Source organism: Janthinobacterium sp. AD80 (assembly GCF_002878455.1).
Classification (GTDB): domain Bacteria; phylum Pseudomonadota; class Gammaproteobacteria; order Burkholderiales; family Burkholderiaceae_D; genus Janthinobacterium.
Genome location: NZ_NRDQ01000059.1, coordinates 21196 through 40454 on the forward strand (window position 1 = coordinate 21196; position 19259 = coordinate 40454).

General features: G+C 63.2%; 18 protein-coding genes and 1 tRNA gene. 18 read left to right on the plus strand and 1 reads right to left on the minus strand.

Annotation, left to right across the window (positions count from 1 at the left end):
* Nucleotides 1-106 precede the first annotated feature (106 nt).
* The 6 genes from JaAD80_RS12720 (at nt 107) to pth (ending at nt 4379) form a co-directional block, all read left to right on the plus strand.
* Nucleotides 107-760 carry an outer membrane lipoprotein LolB gene (locus JaAD80_RS12720; RefSeq protein ID WP_102294489.1) on the plus strand — a complete coding sequence of 218 codons (654 nt, stop codon included), beginning with the start codon at nt 107-109 and terminating at the stop codon, nt 758-760.
* Nucleotides 757-1641 carry a 4-(cytidine 5'-diphospho)-2-C-methyl-D-erythritol kinase gene (gene ispE / locus JaAD80_RS12725; RefSeq protein WP_102294490.1) on the plus strand — a complete coding sequence of 295 codons (885 nt, stop codon included), beginning with the start codon at nt 757-759 and terminating at the stop codon, nt 1639-1641. Before JaAD80_RS12720 ends, ispE begins: the two co-directional genes overlap by 4 nt.
* An 88-nt stretch (nt 1642-1729) precedes the next feature.
* Nucleotides 1730-1806, plus strand: a tRNA-Gln gene (locus JaAD80_RS12730).
* Nucleotides 1807-1956: 150 nt separating this feature from the next.
* Complete coding sequence (locus tag JaAD80_RS12735; RefSeq protein ID WP_034753270.1) at nt 1957-2907, plus strand: ribose-phosphate pyrophosphokinase; 951 nt, start codon at nt 1957-1959, stop codon at nt 2905-2907.
* A gap of 166 nt (nt 2908-3073) precedes the next feature.
* A complete protein-coding gene (locus JaAD80_RS12740) occupies nt 3074-3679 on the plus strand; it encodes a 50S ribosomal protein L25/general stress protein Ctc (protein WP_102294491.1) in 606 nt (201 codons plus the stop codon).
* A gap of 115 nt (nt 3680-3794) precedes the next feature.
* Nucleotides 3795-4379, plus strand: coding sequence for an aminoacyl-tRNA hydrolase (gene pth, locus JaAD80_RS12745; RefSeq protein WP_102294492.1), 585 nt, complete (start codon nt 3795-3797; stop codon nt 4377-4379).
* Nucleotides 4380-4392: 13 nt separating this feature from the next.
* On the opposite strand, the gene JaAD80_RS12750 is transcribed toward pth, so the two are convergent.
* The gene (locus JaAD80_RS12750; RefSeq protein ID WP_102294493.1) at nt 4393-5496 is read right to left on the minus strand and encodes a serine hydrolase; all 1104 of its coding nucleotides are present in this window, start codon (nt 5494-5496) and stop codon (nt 4393-4395) included.
* A 117-nt stretch (nt 5497-5613) separates the two neighbouring features.
* On the opposite strand from JaAD80_RS12750, the gene JaAD80_RS12755 reads away from it, so the two are divergent.
* From JaAD80_RS12755 to JaAD80_RS12810, 12 genes are all read left to right on the plus strand, one after another.
* The gene (locus JaAD80_RS12755) at nt 5614-6189 is read left to right on the plus strand and encodes a DUF2975 domain-containing protein (RefSeq protein ID WP_102294494.1); all 576 of its coding nucleotides are present in this window, start codon (nt 5614-5616) and stop codon (nt 6187-6189) included.
* The gene (locus JaAD80_RS12760; protein ID WP_102294495.1) at nt 6189-6422 is read left to right on the plus strand and encodes a helix-turn-helix transcriptional regulator; all 234 of its coding nucleotides are present in this window, start codon (nt 6189-6191) and stop codon (nt 6420-6422) included. The genes JaAD80_RS12755 and JaAD80_RS12760 overlap by 1 nt, the downstream gene beginning before the upstream one ends.
* A 156-nt stretch (nt 6423-6578) precedes the next feature.
* Nucleotides 6579-7670 (plus strand): redox-regulated ATPase YchF, encoded by a 1092-nt coding sequence (ychF, locus tag JaAD80_RS12765; protein WP_102294496.1) that lies wholly within the window; start codon nt 6579-6581, stop codon nt 7668-7670.
* 193 nt (nt 7671-7863) lie between these two features.
* Nucleotides 7864-8382, plus strand: a complete 519-nt coding sequence (locus JaAD80_RS12770) for a sigma-70 family RNA polymerase sigma factor (RefSeq protein WP_102294538.1) — start codon at nt 7864-7866, stop codon at nt 8380-8382.
* 3 nt (nt 8383-8385) lie between these two features.
* Nucleotides 8386-9354, plus strand: a complete 969-nt coding sequence (locus tag JaAD80_RS12775) for a FecR domain-containing protein (protein ID WP_102294497.1) — start codon at nt 8386-8388, stop codon at nt 9352-9354.
* A 116-nt stretch (nt 9355-9470) separates the two neighbouring features.
* Nucleotides 9471-11243 (plus strand): ABC transporter ATP-binding protein, encoded by a 1773-nt coding sequence (locus JaAD80_RS12780; protein ID WP_102294498.1) that lies wholly within the window; start codon nt 9471-9473, stop codon nt 11241-11243.
* On the plus strand, nt 11237-13027 hold the full coding sequence (locus tag JaAD80_RS12785; protein WP_102294499.1) for an ABC transporter ATP-binding protein: 1791 nt from the start codon (nt 11237-11239) through the stop codon (nt 13025-13027). The genes JaAD80_RS12780 and JaAD80_RS12785 overlap by 7 nt, the downstream gene beginning before the upstream one ends.
* 26 nt (nt 13028-13053) lie before the next feature.
* A complete protein-coding gene (locus tag JaAD80_RS12790; RefSeq protein WP_102294539.1) occupies nt 13054-13992 on the plus strand; it encodes an ABC transporter permease in 939 nt (312 codons plus the stop codon).
* Nucleotides 13989-14939, plus strand: coding sequence for an iron chelate uptake ABC transporter family permease subunit (locus JaAD80_RS12795; RefSeq protein WP_102294500.1), 951 nt, complete (start codon nt 13989-13991; stop codon nt 14937-14939). The genes JaAD80_RS12790 and JaAD80_RS12795 overlap by 4 nt, the downstream gene beginning before the upstream one ends.
* Complete coding sequence (locus JaAD80_RS12800) at nt 14936-15706, plus strand: ABC transporter ATP-binding protein (RefSeq protein ID WP_102294501.1); 771 nt, start codon at nt 14936-14938, stop codon at nt 15704-15706. Before JaAD80_RS12795 ends, JaAD80_RS12800 begins: the two co-directional genes overlap by 4 nt.
* 85 nt (nt 15707-15791) lie before the next feature.
* Nucleotides 15792-16691, plus strand: coding sequence for a siderophore ABC transporter substrate-binding protein (locus JaAD80_RS12805; RefSeq protein ID WP_219726820.1), 900 nt, complete (start codon nt 15792-15794; stop codon nt 16689-16691).
* A gap of 105 nt (nt 16692-16796) precedes the next feature.
* A complete protein-coding gene (locus JaAD80_RS12810) occupies nt 16797-19256 on the plus strand; it encodes a TonB-dependent receptor (RefSeq protein WP_102294503.1) in 2460 nt (819 codons plus the stop codon).
* Nucleotides 19257-19259: the final 3 nt, after the last annotated feature.

A 19259-nucleotide genomic window follows, 5' to 3' on the forward strand; every position in this document is an offset into this window, starting at 1 on the left:
TGCCGGGGTCAGACCCGATGGGGGACGGCGTTCCAATGGAACGCCTTCCGATCCCGCAGGGACTGACCCCGGGTTTTGCACTTGGGGTGGACTCAAAAAATTTCCCATGTCAAAAAACCTCTTGGCTCTTACCGCCCTTTGCCTGTCCCTCTCGGCCTGCTCAACCCTGACTTCCCCCTTTTCGTCCGTCGCCCCGTCGGGCCAGAGCGTCGCCCCCTACCGCGAACAGGTCGAACTGACGGGCCGCCTGAACGTCGTCTACCAGAAGAATGACAAGCCGGAATCGGCCACCGTCAATTTCAACTGGCAGCAGACGGCCGAGCGCACGGACGTGACCCTGTATTCGCCCGTCGGCAGCACCCTGGCGACGATCGCCGTCACGCCGCGGGAAGCCGTGCTGACGCAAAGCGGCAAGCCGCCGCGCCGGGCGCCCGACGTCGATGCGCTGAGCGCGCAGATGCTGGGCTGGTCCTTGCCCGTGTCGGGCTTGCGCGACTGGCTGCAGGGCTATGCCGTGGACGCCGATGGCAAGCGTTTCGTCGCTTCGCCGGCCAACGACAGCGTGACGACCAAAGACGGCTGGCGCCTGCGCTATGTGTCGTGGCAAGAAGTAGGGCAAAATGCGGCCGACAATACACCGGGCGCCTTGCCCCAACCGCGGCGCATCGATGCCGAACGCAATGCCAGCGCCCAGGCCGATGCCGTGTCGCTGCGCATCGTGCTCGATCCCGCCCCATCCGTACCCGTACCCGCACCATGACCTTGACGACCTTGAACAATTGCCCGGCACCGGCCAAGCTGAACCTCTTTTTGCACGTCAACGGCCGCCGTGCCGACGGCTACCATTTGCTGCAGACGGTGTTCCAGTTGCTCGACCATGGCGACACCTTGCACTTCGCGCTGCGCGACGACACGCTGATTCGCCGCGTGACGGAACTGGCCGGCGTGCCGCAAGAGCAGGACCTGATCATCCGCGCGGCAAAGCTGCTGCAGGCCGAAGTGCTGCGCCGTACGGGCGCCTTGCCGCGCGGCGTCGATATCGCCATCGACAAGGTGCTGCCCATGGGCGGCGGCCTCGGCGGTGGCTCGTCCGATGCGGCCACGGCGCTGATGGCCTTGAACCGGCTGTGGCAAGCGGGCTTGACTCGCGAGGAATTGATGGCGCTGGGCTTGCCGCTGGGGGCCGATATTCCGTTTTTCATCTTTGGTGAAAACGCCTTTGCCGAAGGCGTGGGCGAAGCCTTGCAGCCGGTCGCCACGCCCGATTGCTGGTACGTGGTGATCGAGCCGGGCGTGCAAGTGCCCACCGCCGCAATTTTTTGCGCGGAAGGCTTGACGAGGAATACCGAACCCGTCACAATAGCGGACTTTTCCAGGCACCTCGCAGAAGGAAACGATGCGGGCGGGTTTGGCAAGAATGATTTACAGCAAGTGGCATGCAGTCTTTTCAAGCCGGTAGCAGATGCGGTAGAATGGCTGGGTGCTTACGGTGAGGCCAGGATGACTGGTTCCGGTGCTTGTGTATTCAGTGCGTTTGGCAGTCAGGAAGAAGTGGATGCGGTGCTCAGCAATGTGCCACCAGTCTGGGTCGCCTGGAAGGCAAAAGCGCTGAGTCGCCATCCGATACTCACGATGTTGTAATGAAAAGCAGGCAGAAAAAAAAGATTTTGCTTAGCGTCAAATAGTCGGTATAATACTGGCCAACATGACGGCAAGCAGTCAGTAACGTAGGGGAATCGCCAAGCTGGTTAAGGCACTGGATTTTGATTCCAGCATGCGAAGGTTCGAATCCTTCTTCCCCTGCCACCATTTCACCGTAGTCTGTCGATGCGAAGTTAGCGTCCAGTACGGGAAAAAGCAGATAGGTCGCCACGCGGCATATTCTAAACAATGACTGACCGGGCCTATGCCCGGTTAGTGCTTTTCAAGACTTCTATATCACCTCTTGGGACTCCCATGGCTTACGAAAACCTGATGGTTTTTACCGGCAACGCGAATCCAGCGTTGGCAGAGGGGGTCGCAAAAAACCTCGGCATCCCTCTCGGTAAAGCAAACGTTTCGAAATTCTCCGACGGCGAAGTAATGGTCGAGATTAACGAAAACGTGCGCGGCAAGGATGTTTTTGTTTTGCAATCCACCTGTGCTCCAACCAACGACAGCCTGATGGAAATCATGCTGATGGTTGATGCCTTGAAACGTGCTTCCGCTGGCCGCATCACCGCCGCGATTCCTTACTTCGGCTACGCCCGCCAAGACCGTCGTCCACGCTCCGCGCGTGTGGCGATTTCGGCCAAGGTGGTGGCGAACATGCTGGAAGAAGCCGGTGTCGAGCGCGTCCTGATCATGGACTTGCACGCTGACCAGATTCAAGGTTTCTTCGATATCCCAGTCGACAATATCTACGCTTCGCCAATTTTGCTGGGTGACCTGCAAAAGAAAAACTACCAGGATCTGCTGGTGGTGTCGCCTGACGTCGGCGGTGTGGTACGTGCGCGCGCCCTGGCAAAACGCCTGGGCTGCGACCTGGCCATCATCGACAAGCGTCGTCCAAAAGCGAACGTGTCCGAAGTGATGAACATCATCGGCGAAGTCGAAGGCCGCAACTGCGTGATCATGGATGACATGGTCGATACGGCAGGCACCCTGACCAAGGCTGCCGAAGTGCTCAAAGAGCGCGGCGCGAAAAAAGTCGTGGCGTATTGCACGCACGCGGTGCTGTCGGGCCCGGCGATCGACCGTATTTCGGCCTCGCCACTCGATGAGCTGGTCGTAACGGACACGATTCCCCTGTCCGAAGCTGCCCTGGCCTGCGGCAAGATCCGTCAATTGACGTGCGCGCCGCTGCTGGCCGAGACGTTCAAACGCATCATCAAGGGTGACTCCGTCATCTCGCTGTTCATCGACTGATTCGATCAGCAGTAACAGACGTAATGCCTGCGGCGCGACCGGCTTTTTGCCTGTTGCGCCGCAGTGTTTTAATTTTCGGGGTGTTTTGCACCCCATTTTCGAGGATTCCTGGTCGCGGGCATCCTCATAACACAAGGCGCAAGCCTTGTTCTTCTTGGAGTTTCACATGAAAGTTATCGCATTTAAACGCGAATTGCAAGGTTCCGGAGCGAGCCGCCGCCTGCGCATTTCCGGCCAAACCCCTGGTATCGTCTACGGTGGCGCTGAAGCCCCGGTGCTGATCTCGCTGGATCACAACGCCCTGTACCACGCGTTGAAAAAAGAAGTGTTCCACTCGTCGATCCTGGATCTGGAAATCGACGGCGTTTCCCAGCAAGTTCTGCTGCGCGACTTCCAAGTCCACGCATACAAACAACTGGTCCTGCACGCTGACTTCCAGCGCGTTGACGCATCGCAGCCTATCCACGTGAAAGTGGCTCTGCACTTCATCAACGCTGACGTTTCCCCAGCAGTCAAACTGCACGGCGCGACCATCAGCCACGTTGCCAACGAAATCGAAGTTGCTTGCCTGCCAGGCAAACTGCCAGAATTCATCAACGTTGACCTGTCGAACATCGACGTTGGTCACTCGCTGCACGTAGGCGACCTGGTCCTGCCAGCTGGCGTGACCGCTGTCACCCACGGCGCCAACCTGACCATCGCTACCGCTTCGGTACCGGCTGGCCACGTTGCTGCTGAAGCCGCTGCTGCTGAAGTTGCTGACAAGAAGTAATTTTGCCGCCGCAGCAATGCGGTAGTTGCAAGGAAAAACCCGCCAGGTTCGCCGCGCGGGTTTTTTTCCGCCTGTTTTCACCGATAATGCTTACTTTTACATTGCAGACACAGCCATGCCCATACGCCTGATCGTCGGCCTCGGCAATCCGGGACCCGAATACGAACAAACCCGCCACAATGCCGGCTTCTGGCTGGTGGACAATCTTGCCAACAGCTTGCCCGGCACGCGTTTGCAGCGCGACTCGCGCTACAACGCCATGCTGGCGAAAACGTCGATTGGCGGCAAGGAAGTCTGGCTGCTCGAACCGCTGACCTTCATGAACCGCTCGGGCCAGTCCGTGGGCGCGCTGGCGCGCTTTTTCAAAATTGCCGCCGATGAAGTGCTGGTGGTGCACGATGAGCTCGACTTGATGCCCGGCATCGCGCGCCTGAAAAAAGGCGGCTCGGCCGGTGGCCACAATGGCTTGAAGGACATCACGGCCGCGCTGGGCACGCAGGATTACTGGCGCTTGCGCCTGGGTATCGGCCACCCGCGCACCCTGAGCCTGCAGCAGCAGGTGGCCGATTTCGTGCTGCACCGCCCGCGCCGCGAAGACCAGGAACTGATCGAGCAGGCGATAGCCAAATCCCTGCAAGTCATGCCGCTGATCGTCGAGGGCAAGTTCGAGGCGGCCACCATGAAGCTGCATACGGCCTAGTTATTTGCCTTAGTTATTTCCCGGTCTTGGCTTTGCCGAAGCCGGCCATGATGGTTTTCGCCATCTGCTGCTGGCTGGCCTGGGCGCTGCTGCCTTCGCCCGCATTGGCGGTGATCAGCAAGCCGTCGCCGCTGCCGGGTGCCAGTGCGATCAGCGCGTGCCAGTAGCCGTTCGAACCCAGGTGCGTGAGTACGCGCTGCGGTGCCTGCGGCGGGAAATGCATCACGCCCCAGCCCAGTGCCGCGTTCGTCTCGCCCTGTGCCGTGTGCAGGAACACATACGTTTCTTGCTTGAGCAGCTTGCCCTTGCCTTGCTCGCCTTGCAGTTGATCGAGCGCAAACTTGGCCCAGTCGGCCATGCTCAGGTTAATCTCTCCGTCGGGCGCCATCATCAGCGGATTGCCCGCCATCAAGCCGGCGATCGGCTTGCCTTCCTTGTGGCCCAGGTTTTGCCCGCGCACCGTGGGGCCGAAGGCAGCCCGCATGCCCAGCGGGCCGAACACCTCACTTTGCATCAATTCCTCGTAGGTCTTGCCTGTTGCCCGCTCCGCGATGGCGGCGGCGATCATGGCGCCGCTGTTCGAGTAATGCGATTCGCCGCGTGCCGTGGCGATCGGCGCGTCTGCCAGCGCGCGTTGCGCGTATTCCAGGCGCAGCAGCGGCAGCGGGCGCGTATCCGTGTAGGTGGAATTGATCCACGCCTCATCGGGATTGGGCGGCAGGCCGGCGCGGTGCGCCAGCAGGTCCGCCAGGCTGACGTCGCGGTATTCCGCGCGCATGCCGGCGCTCAGCCCAGGCAGCATGCGCGACAGGGGCGCATCCCAGGACAGCACGCCTTTTTCCACCAGGCGCGCGATCAGCGTCGCCGTCATGGCCTTGCCGTTGGAGCCGATATTCCACACGTCGTCGGCGCGCACGGCGTCCTTGCCGTCATTGGCCCGCACGCCTGCCTGCGCCTGCGCATCGATCTTGCCGTCGCGGATCACGAGGATGGCCATGGCCGGCACGCTGCTGTCGGCCAGCGCCTGCCGCAGCATGGTGTTCACATCATCGGCGCGGGCGGTGCCGCCGAGCAAAAAGGTGGTGCTGCAAACAAGTGTGGCAAGCAGGGTTTTCATGGTGTCTCCGGTCGATAGGGGTGGTGAGCATGGTAAAATGGTCGCAAAACATGATTTAATTATTGTTTTACGATAATTTATTCTAACGACACTTTGTCTTTTCGTATACTTTTAAATATGCAAAAAAATAATGCGGGGCCAGCTGTACTGAGCCGGCGCGTGCGCCTTGGCGTGACAAGCTTCTTCGTCGTCTATCTGTTGCTGACGGTGCTGGGCTGGCTGGCACCCGCGCCGGCCGCGCACGGCACCGTGGCGGGCGCAGGCATGTACGAGCTGGTATTGCAGCTGCAGAGCCAGCCATACCCCTTGCTGGCGGCCATGCCCTGGTGGCAACGGGCGCTGGGCCTGGCGCTGGCCTTGCCGGCCCTGCTGGTGCTGGGTGATGCCGTGCGCCAGCTGGGGCGGGTCTTGCGCCAGTTCGAGCAGGGCGTGTACTTTACGCCGCCAGTGGCGGCGTACTTTCGCCGCTTCGCGGCTTGCCTGCTGCTGGGAACGCTGTTGACCCTGCTGGAGCCGACCGTGCGCGGCATGCTGTTCGGCTTGCTGGAAGAGGGGACAAGCCAGTTGCGCCTGGTCATCGATATCACGGGCGGCGATCTGTGGACCTTGCTGCTGTGCTGCGTTTTCTTTGCGCTGGCGCAAATCCTCCACGAAGGCCAGCGCCTGGCCGATGAAAACAGCGGGTTCATCTGATGGGCATCATCGTGCGCCTCGACCTGGTACTGGCCAGGAAAAAAGTGAAATCGAAGGAACTGGCTGCCTTTGTCGGCATCACGGAGCAGAATCTGTCGCTCTTAAAATCGGGCAAGGTACGCGGCGTGCGCTTCGATACCCTGTCAAAAATTTGCGAAATGCTCGAATGCCAGCCCGGCGACATCCTGGAATTCGACGCGTCGCAGCCGGACGACGGCGATAGCGACAGTTAGCGTTAAAGAGGGTGGTTTTTTTGAAGAGTAGGGTGCATAGAGGTACAATTGACCCTTACCAGCATTTATACAGCAAGATTATCCAGAAAACGCCTGTACCGGCCGTTTTTGCACCAGCCGCTTGCCGGCAAAAATTGATTATTTAAAGGTTTTTCCATGAGTCTCCAATGCGGTATCGTCGGCTTGCCGAACGTCGGCAAGTCCACCCTGTTCAATGCACTGACGAAAGCCGGCATCCCGGCTGAGAACTACCCGTTCTGCACCATCGAGCCGAACGTCGGCGTCGTCGAAGTGCCGGATCCGCGCATGGATGCGCTGGCCGCCATCGTCAAGCCGGAACGCATGGTCAACGCCATCGTGGAATTCGTCGACATCGCCGGCCTGGTGGCCGGTGCATCGAAGGGCGAGGGCCTGGGCAACCAGTTCCTGTCGCACATCCGCGAGACGGACGCCATCGTCAACGTCGTGCGCTGCTTCGAAGATGACAACGTCATCCACGTGGCCGGCAAGATCAACCCGCTCGACGATATCGAAGTCATCCAGACCGAACTGGCGCTGGCCGACATGGGCACCGTGGAAAAAGCCATCCACCGCGAAAACAAGAAAGCCCGCTCGGGCGACAAGGACGCGGCCAAGCTGCTGGCCATCATGGAACGCATGATGCCTTACCTGAACGACGCCAAACCGGTGCGCGCCATGGGCCTGGACGCCGACGAAATGGAACTGATCAAGCCGCTGTGCCTGATCACGGCCAAGCCGGCCATGTTCGTCGCCAACGTCTCGGACACGGGCTTTACGAATAACCCGCTGCTGGACCAGCTGACGGACTACGCGAAATCGCAGAACGCGCCTATCGTTGCCATCTGCGCCGCGCTGGAAGCGGAAATCGCCGACCTGGACGATGCCGACAAGGGCGCTTTCCTGGCCGACATGGGCATGGAAGAGCCAGGCCTGGACCGCCTGATCCGCGCCGGCTACAAGCTGCTGGGCCTGCAAACCTACTTCACAGCTGGCGTGAAGGAAGTGCGCGCCTGGACCATCCCCGTCGGCGCCACGGCACCGCAAGCGGCAGGCGTGATCCACACCGACTTCGAACGCGGCTTCATCCGCGCGCAAACCATCGCCTATGACGACTTCATCGCCTACAAGGGCGAGGCGGGCGCCAAGGAAGCGGGCAAGATGCGCGCCGAGGGTAAGGAATACGTGGTCAAGGATGGCGACGTGCTGAACTTCCTGTTCAACGTCTAACTCCGACCCGCTCCACTACGGAATCGCCACGAACCCTGCAAGTCATTGATTTGCAGGGTTTTTTATTGCCTGCATGGCCAAGCGGGCAAGCAGGACGGTTGCGGCTGTCCTGTTTTTTGCGATATAATGAGAATAATTCTCATTTATATGTATGTGCCGCTTCTTGCCGGCCGTCGACGACAGGAAGGGTATCGTGAGCACCGCCGAGTTAGCGCTTCAGCAGCAAGTCAGCAGTCTGTATACCGACCACCATGGCTGGCTGCGCAGTTTATTGCGCCGCAAGCTGGGCAATGCCTTTGATGCGGCCGACCTGGCGCACGATGTGTATCTGCACCTGATGAAGACGGGCAGGGTGCCGCCGGCCGGGGAGTCGCGCCGCCATTTGACGCAGATCGCCAACGGCATGGTGATCGACCTGTACCGCCGCCGCCAGATCGAAGCGGCTTACCTGGAAGTGCTGGCCCTGGTGCCGGAAGCGCTGGCGCCGTCCGAGGAGGAGCGCGCGCTGGTGATCGAAGCGCTGGCGGAAATCGACGCCGTGCTGCACAAGCTGCCCGCCAAGGCGCGCAAGGCCTTGCTGCTGTGCAAACTCGACGGCTTGAGCTACCGCGACATCGCCGCGGAGCTTCAGGTTTCCGTCTCATCCGTCGAAAAATACATCGCCGCCGGCTTGCTGGCCTGCTACCAGGCCTTGCACGGACAGGACGCCTGAACCATGGATGTGATCATCGCACCAGCCATCGTGCAGCGGGCGGCCGAGTGGATGGCGCGCCTGTGGTCCGATGATGCCAGCGAGGAAGACTATGCCGCCTGCGCCCGCTGGCGCGCCGAACATCCGCACCACGACCTCGCCTGGCAGCGCCTGCATGCGTTCGAAGGCAAGCTGCACAGTGTGCCGCGCGACGCGGCGCGCCACGTGCTGCGCGAACCGGCGCCCGCCGCCTACCTGAACCGCCGCCGCGCCCTGAAGTTGCTGGCCGTGCTGCTGCCCGTGGGCGGCATGTTGTACACGCTGCGCGGCTCGGACGCCTGGCAGGTGGCCACGGCCGGCCACAGCACGGCCACGGGCGAGATCCGCGAGATGCGCTTGCCGGATGGCACGCGCGTGGTGCTCGCTTCCGCTTCGGCCATCGATGTACGCTTCAGTGCCGCCGAGCGCTTGCTGGTCTTGCGCGCCGGCGAAATCCTCGTCACCACGGCTCACGATCCCGACCCGGCCCAGCGGCCATTGCGCGTGCAAAGCCGCCACGGCACGGTGCAGGCCCTGGGCACGTGTTTTACTGTGCGGCAAGACGAACACAGCTCGCGCGTGGCCGTGTTCGAAGGCGCCGTCGAGATACGCCTGGCGCATGTGCCTGGCAATGCCGTCGGCATCTCCACGGGCCAGAGCGCCGTTTTCTCGGCGGACATCGTGCAGTCGGCCGCGCCCGTGCCGGCCAGCGCGGCGGCCTGGACGAAAGGCGTGCTGGTGGCCGACAACATGCGCCTCGACGTGTTGATCGCGGAACTGGCCCGCTACCGCCCGGGCCTGCTGCGCTGCGACCCGGCCGTGGCCGGCCTGAAGGTCAATGGCGTGTTTTCCTTGCGCGACACGGACCGCGCGCTGCACAACCTGGCGCTGGCCTTGCCCGTGCAAATCCTGGCACGCACGCGCTACTGGGTGACCGTCCAGGCCGCCAACTAAGGCGCATCCGGAAACTATTCGCAGGCAGGATTGAGGGATTTGCATTTTCGTTCGGGATATAGGGTGAGAGCCACCCTTATCCATCGACACCATGCACGTTTTTTTCCGTTTTTCCCATGAGTAGCCCAGGCAGACAAGCTGGCCCGATCAGCCGGATTTTGCAGCCGATCCGCGCACGTCTGATCCTTGCCGCCGTGCTGGCAGGCACGGGTTCCATGCTGACCCTGGTACCGCTGGCCGGCATCGCGCATATCGCCGGCATCGCGCTGGACCCTGCGATCGCGAAGGCGCAGCCTGGCATCTGGACCACCATCCTCGCCAGCGTGGCCTGCCTGTTTGCCGGCATGGCGCTGATTTCGCTGGGCGAGCTGGCCGCGCACCTGGCCGACAACCGCATCACCCATCAATTGCGCCTGCAAACCATGCAGCGCCTGGGGCAAGTACCGCTGGGCTGGTTTACCAGCCGCGCCTCGGGCGAGGTCAAGCAGGCGATGCAGGACGACATCAATACCTTGCACAGCCTCACCGCCCACTTCTACACGGCAACGGGGCGCGCCGTCGGCGCCATTGCCATTTCGGTTCTCTATCTGTTCGCCATGGACTGGCGCCTTGCCCTCATCGCCATCCTGCCCTTTCCCGGCTTCTTCCTGTTCTTCGGCCGCGCCATGAAAGCCAGCGGCGGCAACATGGAACAATTTGTCGCCGGCATGGGGCGCATCAACAATGCCGTGGTGGAATTCGTCAACGGCATCCCCGTGGTCAAGGCGTTTGGCGCCACGGGCCGCGCGCACGGCAGCTACCGCACGGCCGTCGATGCGTTCGCCGAGGCGTTCGCCGCGTTTACACGCCCCCTGATCGGCTCGATGGCGAGCGCCAATGCGCTGATCGCGCCCGTCGCCGTGCTGGGCGTGGTGGTGCTTGCCGGCACGGCCTGCGTGGCAATGGGCTGGATGGCGCCCGTGGATATCCTGCCATTCGCCCTGGTGGCGCCCGGCATTTCCGCGCCCATGCTGCTGCTGCATTACCTCACGCATGACCTCAACAACGCCACGGGCGCGGCGCAGCGCGTGCAAGCCTTGCTCGATACGCCCGTGCTGGCGCAGCCGGCGCCGCCGCAGCAGCAAGTGCCAGCTGGTACCGAGATCCGCCTGGAAGGCGTGGGCTATGCCTACGATGGCCAGAGCCAGGTACTGTCGGACATCAACTTGACCTTGCCGCCCGGCACGGTGACGGCCATCGTCGGCGCCTCCGGTGCCGGCAAGTCGACCCTGGCGCGGCTGCTGCTGCGCTTTTTCGACCCCACCGAAGGACGCATCACCCTGGGCGGCGTGGACTTGCAGCACATCGCCACGGCCGAGCTGTACCGGCGCATCGGTTTCGTGCTGCAGGAAGTGCGGCTGATACACGCCAGCGTGCGCGACAACATCGCGCTGGGCCGGCCATCGGCCAGCTTGCAACAGATAGAAGCGGCGGCACGCCTGGCGAATATTCATGACTGCATCGTGGCCTTGCCACGCGGCTACGATTCCGTCGTGGGCGAGGATGCGCAGCTGTCCGGCGGCGAGCTGCAGCGCGTGAGCATCGCGCGCGCCGTGTTGCTTGATCCGGCCGTGCTGGTGCTCGATGAAGCGACGGCGGCGGCCGATGCGGAAAACGAAGTGGCGATCCAGGATGCCCTGTCGCGCTTTGCCCATGGCCGTACCCTGCTGGTGGTGGCGCACCGGCTCGACACCGTCATGCATGCCGATCATATCGTTGTGGTCGAGAACGGCGCCATCGTCGAGCAGGGCACACATGCCGCGCTGCTGGTGGACAACGGTCGCTATGCGCAGCTGTGGCGGCTTGGCGGCTACCAGGGATCCACCGACAAAGCGGAGTTGCCATGCTGAAGACCTTCATTCAATTGCTGGGTGACGACGCGCCCGTGTTTCGCCGCTACTGTGCCATGGCAATCGCATATGGCGTGCTCAGCGGCTTGACGATCACGGCGCTGGTGCTGGCCCTGGGCCGCCTGCTGGCCGGCGACGTGGGCGGCGCCAGCCTGTGGTTAAGCGTGCTGCTGGCCGGGCTGGTCGCTTGCTGGGCCTGGCGGCGCCAGGTGGAAAAAGCGGGCGTGCGCGTGGGCGTGACGGTGTTGCAGGGCGCGCGCCAGCGCCTGGGCGACCATGTGGCGGGCCTGCCCGTCGGCTGGTTCACGCCGGAGAACACGGCAAAGCTGGGCCATGTCATCACGCAGGGCATGATGAACGTGGCGCAACTGCCGGCCCACGTGCTCACGCCCGTCATTTGCGGCGCCGTCACACCCGTGGTGATGGTGGCCGCGCTGTTCGCACTGCATTGGCCGCTGGGCGTGCTTGCCTTGCTGGCGCTGCCTGTCGTGGCCGGCGCCATGTGGCTGACGGCGCGGCTGGGGCAGCGTGCAGATGATGCCTATCAGCACCATTTCGCCCTGACCAGCCAGCGCCTGGTGGAGTTTGCGCAAGCGCAATCCGTCTTGCGTGCCTTCAATGGTGATGGCGATGGCGACGGCGGCAGCGCACGTTTCCTGCGGCAAGCCATCGATGCGCAGCGCCACGCGGGCACGCGGCTCATTTACCTGTCGGCGCTGGCCTCGGTGCTCAACGCCTGGACCGTGCAAGCCATTTTCGCCGCCTTGCTGGCCGCCGCCGCGCTGTGGCTGAACAGCTTGCCGGGCGTGGCAGCCGGCGCGCCAGACGTTATCGCCGTCATCGTCTCCTTGCTGCTGGTGGTGCGCCTTGTCGACCCGCTGCAGGAAGTGGCCAGCTATGGCGAAGTGCTGCGCGGCGCGCGCGGTCCGCTCGATGCGGCGCGTGACATTTTCGCCGTGCAGCCCTTGCCGGAGGCAGCCGCGCCGCAAGCACCGCGCGACGGTTCGGTCGAGCTGCGCGGCGTGCACTTCCGCTACGCACAGGGACAACCCGACGTCTTGACGGACATCAACCTGCACTGTGCGCCGGGCAGCATGACGGCGCTGATTGGCGCGTCCGGCTCCGGCAAGACGACCTTGGTGCGCCTGGTCGCGCGCTTCTTCGACGCCAGTGCGGGCACGGTGCTGGTGGGCGGCGTCGACGTGCGCGATATGTCCAGCGAGCAGTTGGCTGGCCAGATCAGCCAGATCTTCCAGGACAGCTATCTGTTCCAGGGCAGCATCGCCGACAACATCCGCATCGGCAAGCCGGACGCCACCGATGCGCAGGTGCTGGAAGCGGCGCGCCAGGCCGGCGTGGCCGAGATTATCGCCCGTTTGCCGCAGGGGCTGGCCACGCCCGTGGGCGAGGGTGGCGCGCGCCTGTCCGGCGGCGAACGCCAGCGCATCGCGATTGCGCGCGCGTTGATCAAGGATGCGCCGATTTTGCTCGTCGATGAAGCCACGGCTGCGCTCGACGCGGAAAACCAGGCGGCCATCGCCGACGCGCTGGCGCGGCTGCGCGGCAAGCGCACGCTGATTGTCATCGCGCACCAGTTGTCGACGGTGGCCATGGCCGACCAGATCGTCGTGCTCGACGGCGGCACTCTGGGCGAGCACGGCGCGCCGGCTGCGTTGCGGGAACAGGGCGGCCTGTATGCGCATTTCCTGGCCCAGCGCCAGGCGGCCAAGGGCTGGCGCATCGCCGCGCCTGCGCGCCAGGCGGGAACGGAGCGCGTCAGTTGACACGCGCGCGCCTGCTTTTTCTTTTCATGCTGCTGTGCTGCGCCTCGCTGCTGGTGGGCGCCAGGCACATGGAGTGGGCACGACTGTTGTCATCGTCCGGCGCGCTGTCCCTCGCGCAGTCTGCCGATATTTGGCTGACCCTGACAGCCAGCCGGCTGCCGCGCCTGGCGGCATTGGTGCTGACGGGTGTCGGACTATCCGTCTGCGGCGTCATCCTGCAGCACATCGTGCGCAACAAATTCGTCGAGCCGGCCACCTCGGGCGGCCTCGACGCGGCCAAGCTGGGCATCCTCGTCTCGCTGACCATGGCGCCTGCGGCGGGCACGGCCGGCAAGATGGCGTTTGCGCTGGCCTTTTGCTTTGCCGCCAGCGCCGTGTACGTGGCGCTGATCCGCCGCATCCGTTTCAAGAACACGATACTGGTGCCCGTCATTGGCCTCGTGTATGGCGGCGTGCTCAGCGCCGTGGCCGAGTTCTATGCCTACCGCAACAACATTCTGCAAAGCATGCAGGGCTGGCTGCTCGGTGACTTTTCCCGCATCGTGCAGGGCAACTACGAAATCATCTATCTGATCCTGCCCATCGTCGTTCTCACGTATGCGTACGCGCAGCGCTTTACCGTGCTGGGCATGGGCGAAGGAATGGCCACCAGCCTGGGCCTGAACTATGCGGGCACGGTGGCGCTGGGCCTGATGCTGGTGGCCGTCACGGTGGCCGCCACGGTGATCACGGTGGGGGCGATCCCGTTTGTCGGGCTGGCCATCCCGAACCTGGTGGCGCTGCGCTACGGCGACAAGCTGGAGCGTACCTTGCCCATGGTCGCCCTGTGCGGCGCGTCGCTGCTGCTGGCCTGCGACATCGCCGGGCGCCTGCTGATCTACCCGTTCGAAATACCCATCGGCCTGACGGCGGGCGGCGTGGGAGGCCTGCTGTTCCTCGTCCTGATCATCCGGGGGCGGCGATGAGGCGCATATTCAATCAACGCACGCTTTGGCTGGCCGTGCCTGCTTTGGCCGTGGTTTTCCTGCTCCTCGGTGCGAATTTTGACGTCGATTACATCATTCCCAAGCGCCTCTCCCGCCTGGCCGCCATCGCCATCGGCGGCGTCTGCGTGGCCGTGTCGTCGATCGTGTTTCAGAGCATCGCCGGCAACCGGATTCTGACACCGGCCGTCATGGGCTATGAAGCCGTATACCTGCTGTTGCAGTCGCTGCTGATCCTGGTGATGGGCATGCAAAGCCTGGTGCTGCTGGGGCAGAACGGCAATTTTGTGTTGTCGATCGCGTTGATGCTGGCCTATTCCTGGGCCATCCACACCTGGCTGTTCAAGGATGGCAAGAACAATGTGTATTTCCTGTTGCTGCTGGGTTTTGTCTTGACGATGGTGATCGGCACGTTTACCCAGTTCATTCAGCTGCGCATCAGTCCCGGCGAATTTGCCATCCTGCAAGGCTTCAGCCAGGCTTCGTTCAACAAGGCGCAGCCCGCACAATTGCTGTACTCGGCCCTGCTGGCGGGCGCCGCCTGCGTGGCCGTGGCGAAGACCTTGCCGGCGCTTGACGTGCTGGCGCTGGGGCGCGAACAGGCCATGTCGCTCGGCATCGATTACCGGCGCATGGTGCAGCTGCAGCTGGCGCTGATCGCCGTGCTGGTGGCCGTGTCGACGAGCTTGCTGGGTCCCACGGCCTTCATGGGCATCTTTGTGGCGAACACGACCTATGCCTTGGCCCGCACGGCGCGCCACCGCGTCACCTTGCCGCTGGGCTGCGCCATCGCCATTGCCATCTTCCTCGTCGCCCAGCTGCTGGTCGAACACGTTTTCAATTACCGGACCACCGTCGGCATACTCGTCAATCTGGTGTGCGGCGCGTATTTCCTTGCGCTCATGGTCCGCACCCGGGGCACCGCATGATTTACGTCAAACAGATTGAAAAAAGCTACGGCGCGCGGCGCGTGCTGGACAACGTCAGCGCCCACTTTCCCAAGGGGCAAGTAACGTCACTGATCGGCCCGAACGGCGCCGGCAAGACGACCTTGCTGATGCTCATTGCGCGCCTGCTCGAGCCGGGCAGCGGCGACATCACGGTGGCCGGGCGCAGCATCGCGCAGATCAAGGTCAAGGACTATGCGCGGCAAGTGGCGACCTTGCGCCAGACGCCCGATTTTCACTTGCGCCTGACGGTGGAAGAGCTGGTCGCCTTTGGTCGCTTTCCCTACAGCCGGGGCAGCCTGACGCCGCAGGACCGGCAGGCGATCGATGACGCCATCGCCTTTCTGTCGCTGGACAATCTGCGCCTGGCGTATGTCGATGAGCTGAGCGGCGGCCAGCGCCAGATGGCTTTCCTGGCCATGACGATTGCCCAGCAGACGGATATTCTGCTGCTCGACGAACCGCTCAATAACCTCGACATGAAACACGCCGTGCAGATCATGCGCGCGCTGCGCCGCCTGTGCGACGAGCAGGGCCGTACCGTGATCCTGGTAATCCATGACATCAATTTCGCCGCCAATTATTCGGATCACATCGTCGCCATGCAGGCCGGCGCCGTGCGCTTTGCGGGACCCGCGCATGAGGTGGTGACGGAGCAGCGCTTGCGGGCGCTGTATGACATCGATTTCGACATCGTGCGCAATGAGCGCGGCTGCGTCTGCAATTACTTTACCCCCACAGGAGCTTGAGATGACCTGCAACACCCCCCGTCTGGCAATCGCCGTGCTGCTCGCCACTACGGCCGCCTTGAACGGCTGCACCGACAAGGCGGCCATGGCGCCGCCGGCGCCTGCCGCCGCCGCATCGCAGCAGGCATACTCTCCCATCACCATCGTGCATAAACTGGGCACGACGGTGATTGAACAGCGCCCGCAGAGGGTGGCCGTGCTGGACATGAACGAGGTCGACTTCCTCGACCAGCTGGGCGTGCCCGTGGCCGGCATGGTGAAGGATTACGTGCCGCATTTCCTCGCGCGCTACAAGGACGATGCGAACATCCGCGACCTGGGTGCCATCGTGCAGCCGAACCTGGAACACATCCATGCGCTGAAGCCCGACCTGGTGCTGATGACCTCGCTCCAGGCCAACCATTACAAGGAACTGAGCCAGATCGCGCCCACCGTGCATTTCGACGTGGATTTCAAGAATAGCCAGAGCAAGCACATCGACGTGGTCAAGGAACATTTGCTGACCCTGGGGCGCATCTTCGGCAAGGAAGACCTCGCCAGCCAGAAGGCTACGGAACTCGATGCGAAAGTGGCGGCGGCGCGCAAGGTGACGCAGCAGCGTCCCGAGACGGCGCTCATCGTGCTGCACAACAACGGCGCCTTCAGTTCCTTTGGCGTGCAGTCGCGCTATGCTTTCGTCTTCGATGCCCTGGGCGTCAAGCCGTCCAGTTCGGCCATTGAAGCGGGCCTGCATGGACAGCCGATTTCCAGCGAATTCATCCAGCAAGCCAATCCGGACATTATTTATGTTGTCGACCGCACGGCCGTGATGGAGCGCCGTCCCGTCATGACGGCCGAGCAGATGGCCAATCCGCTGCTGCGCCAGACGAATGCCTGGAAGAACGGCCGCGTGGTCTTTGCCGATGCGGACGCCTGGTACATCATGGGTGCCAGCGTGACGTCGCTCAAGGTGGTGATCGACGACGTGCTCAAGGGTTATCAGTGAGATACACTATTTTTCGTAATGATTCGCATTAGCATTGAGGGTTTTGCCTTTTCGTTCGGGAGATAGGGTGAGAACAAACAATCATCCATCTGAGAGGACTACCTGATGAAAAAAATCGTGCGCCGAGGCGTGGCAACTCCCACTTTTACCCTGAGCCGCATCGCCACCGCCGTGCAGCTGGCGCTAGTCACGGGCTTGACCGTGGGCGCCCTGGGCGTGGCCGCGCCACCGGCCTTTGCACAAGCTGTGCCAGCGGCGCAAGCGCGCCAGGCGTTCAGCGTACCGGCCGGCTCCCTGGGCCTGGCGCTCAATACCTTCGCCGCCGAGGCGGGCATCGAGCTGGCGGCCGAGGCGAGCCTGCTGCAGGGCAAGAGCAGCGCTGGCCTGTCCGGCAGCTACAGCGTGCCCGAAGGCTTTTACGAATTGCTGCGCGGTCACGGCCTGCAAGCCGTGCGCGAAGGCAATGGCAGCTACACCTTGCGCCGCGAACCGGCACACGGCGCGGCAGCGGACGCCGCCGCCACCATGCCGGCCGTGACGGTGTGGGGCAAGGGCAATGCCGTCACCGATGCCTATGCGGGCGGCCAGGTGGCGTCCGGCGGGCGCGTGGGTTTTTTGGGTGACAAGGACTTCATGGAGACGCCCTTCAACACCATCAGCTATACGGATAAATTCATCGAGGACCGCCAGGCGCGCGACATAACCGATGTGATTTCCGCCACCGATCCCACCGTCTTCAGCAGCGGCATGACGGGCATCATCGGCGAGAATTATTCCATCCGCGGCTTCAGCTCGAATATCGGCGACGTCGCGTTTGGCGGCCTGTACGGCATCTCGCCGTACTACCGCACCTCGCCTGAAATGTTCGAACGCATCGACGTGCTGAAAGGGCCATCGGCCTTGCTCAACGGCATGCCGCCGGGCGGCTCGGTGGGCGGCAGCATCAACCTCGTGCCCAAGCGCGCGGGCGATGTGCCGCTGGCGCGCGTGACGGCCTCGTACATGTCCGACGCGCAATGGGGCGGCCACGTGGACCTGGGCCAGCGCTTTGGCGAAAACAGACAATTCGGCATCCGTGTCAACGGCGTCTACCGCGACGGCGACGGCGCCATCGACCAGCAGAAAAAAAAGACCCGGCTCATTTCCGTGGGCCTGGACTGGCGCGGCAATGGCGCGCGCCTGTCCGCCGACCTGTATCACAGCGAGGACCGCACGGATGGCTTGAACCGGGGCGTCAACCTGGCCCCCGGCTTGCCCGTGCCGCGTCCGCCGAAAGCGCAAACCCTGCTCAATCCCAGTTGGGCGTTCTACGATACCAAGGACAAGGGCGCCATGCTGCGCGGCGAACTGGACGTGAACGAACAAGTGATGGCCTACGCCGCCGTCGGCGCCAGCCAGGCTGACTACCAGTCGACGGGCGCCTATCTGATCCAGGTATTCAACACGGCCGGCGACTACCGCACCAACGTGGCCGACCTGGGCTTCGACGTGGAAAAGCAGTCGGCGGAGCTGGGCTTGCGCGGCAAGCTGCGCACGGGGGCGATCGGCCATCAATGGGCCGTGAACGCCACGTATTACCACCACACGGACAAGCAGTACGGACGCCGCAATACCCTGGCGAAAGACTGGATCACGAATATCTATCACCCCGTCTGGGGTCCGGCGACGCGCTTCGAGGCGCCGCAAATTTCCAAGGCGGAACTGCGCCTGGCCAGTATCGGCCTGGTCGACACACTGTCCTTTGCGCAAGACACCGTGCAGCTGACGGTGGGCTTGCGCCGCCAGGAAGTGCTCAGCGACAGCTTCAACATCAGGACGGGCGCGCGCACCTCGCGCTACGACGAAAGCGCTACCACGCCGGCCGTCGCGCTGCTGGTCAAGGCCAGCAAGACGATCTCGCTGTACGGCAATTACATCGAAGGCTTGAGCCAGGGTGCCACGGCGCCGTTGACGGCGGCCAATGCGGGCGAGGTCTTCGCGCCCTACAAGTCGAAGCAGGCCGAGCTTGGCGTCAAGGTCGACCTGGGCGAGTTCGCGCATACGCTTAGCGTATATGAAATCAAGCGCCCCAGCAGCTATGTCGATCCGCTCAGCAATGTCTTTTCCTTTGGCGGCGAGCAGCGCAACCGTGGCGTCGACTGGGGCTTCTTTGGTTCCCCCTTGCGCGACGTGCGCCTGATGGGCGGCGTGGCCTATGTCGATCCGGTATTGAGCAAGACCGTGGGCGGCATGAACCAGGGCAGGCAGGCAACGGGCGTGCCCAAGCTGCAAGCCAAGCTGGGCGTGGAGTGGGATACGCCCGCCATCCCCGGCGTGACCCTGACGGCGAATGCGACGGCGGCATCGAAGCAATATATCAATGCCGAGAACTCGCTGTCCGTACCGGGCCGCACCGTGTTTGACCTGGGCGCCCGCTATGCCACCAGTGTGGCGGGTCGGCCGCTGACTGTGCGCGCCAGCGTGACGAACGTCGGCAACAAGGCGTATTGGGCGCTGCCGCAATGGACCAGTCTGGGCCTGGGCGCGCCGCGCACCGTCATGTTGTCGGCCACGACGGCGTTTTAAGCC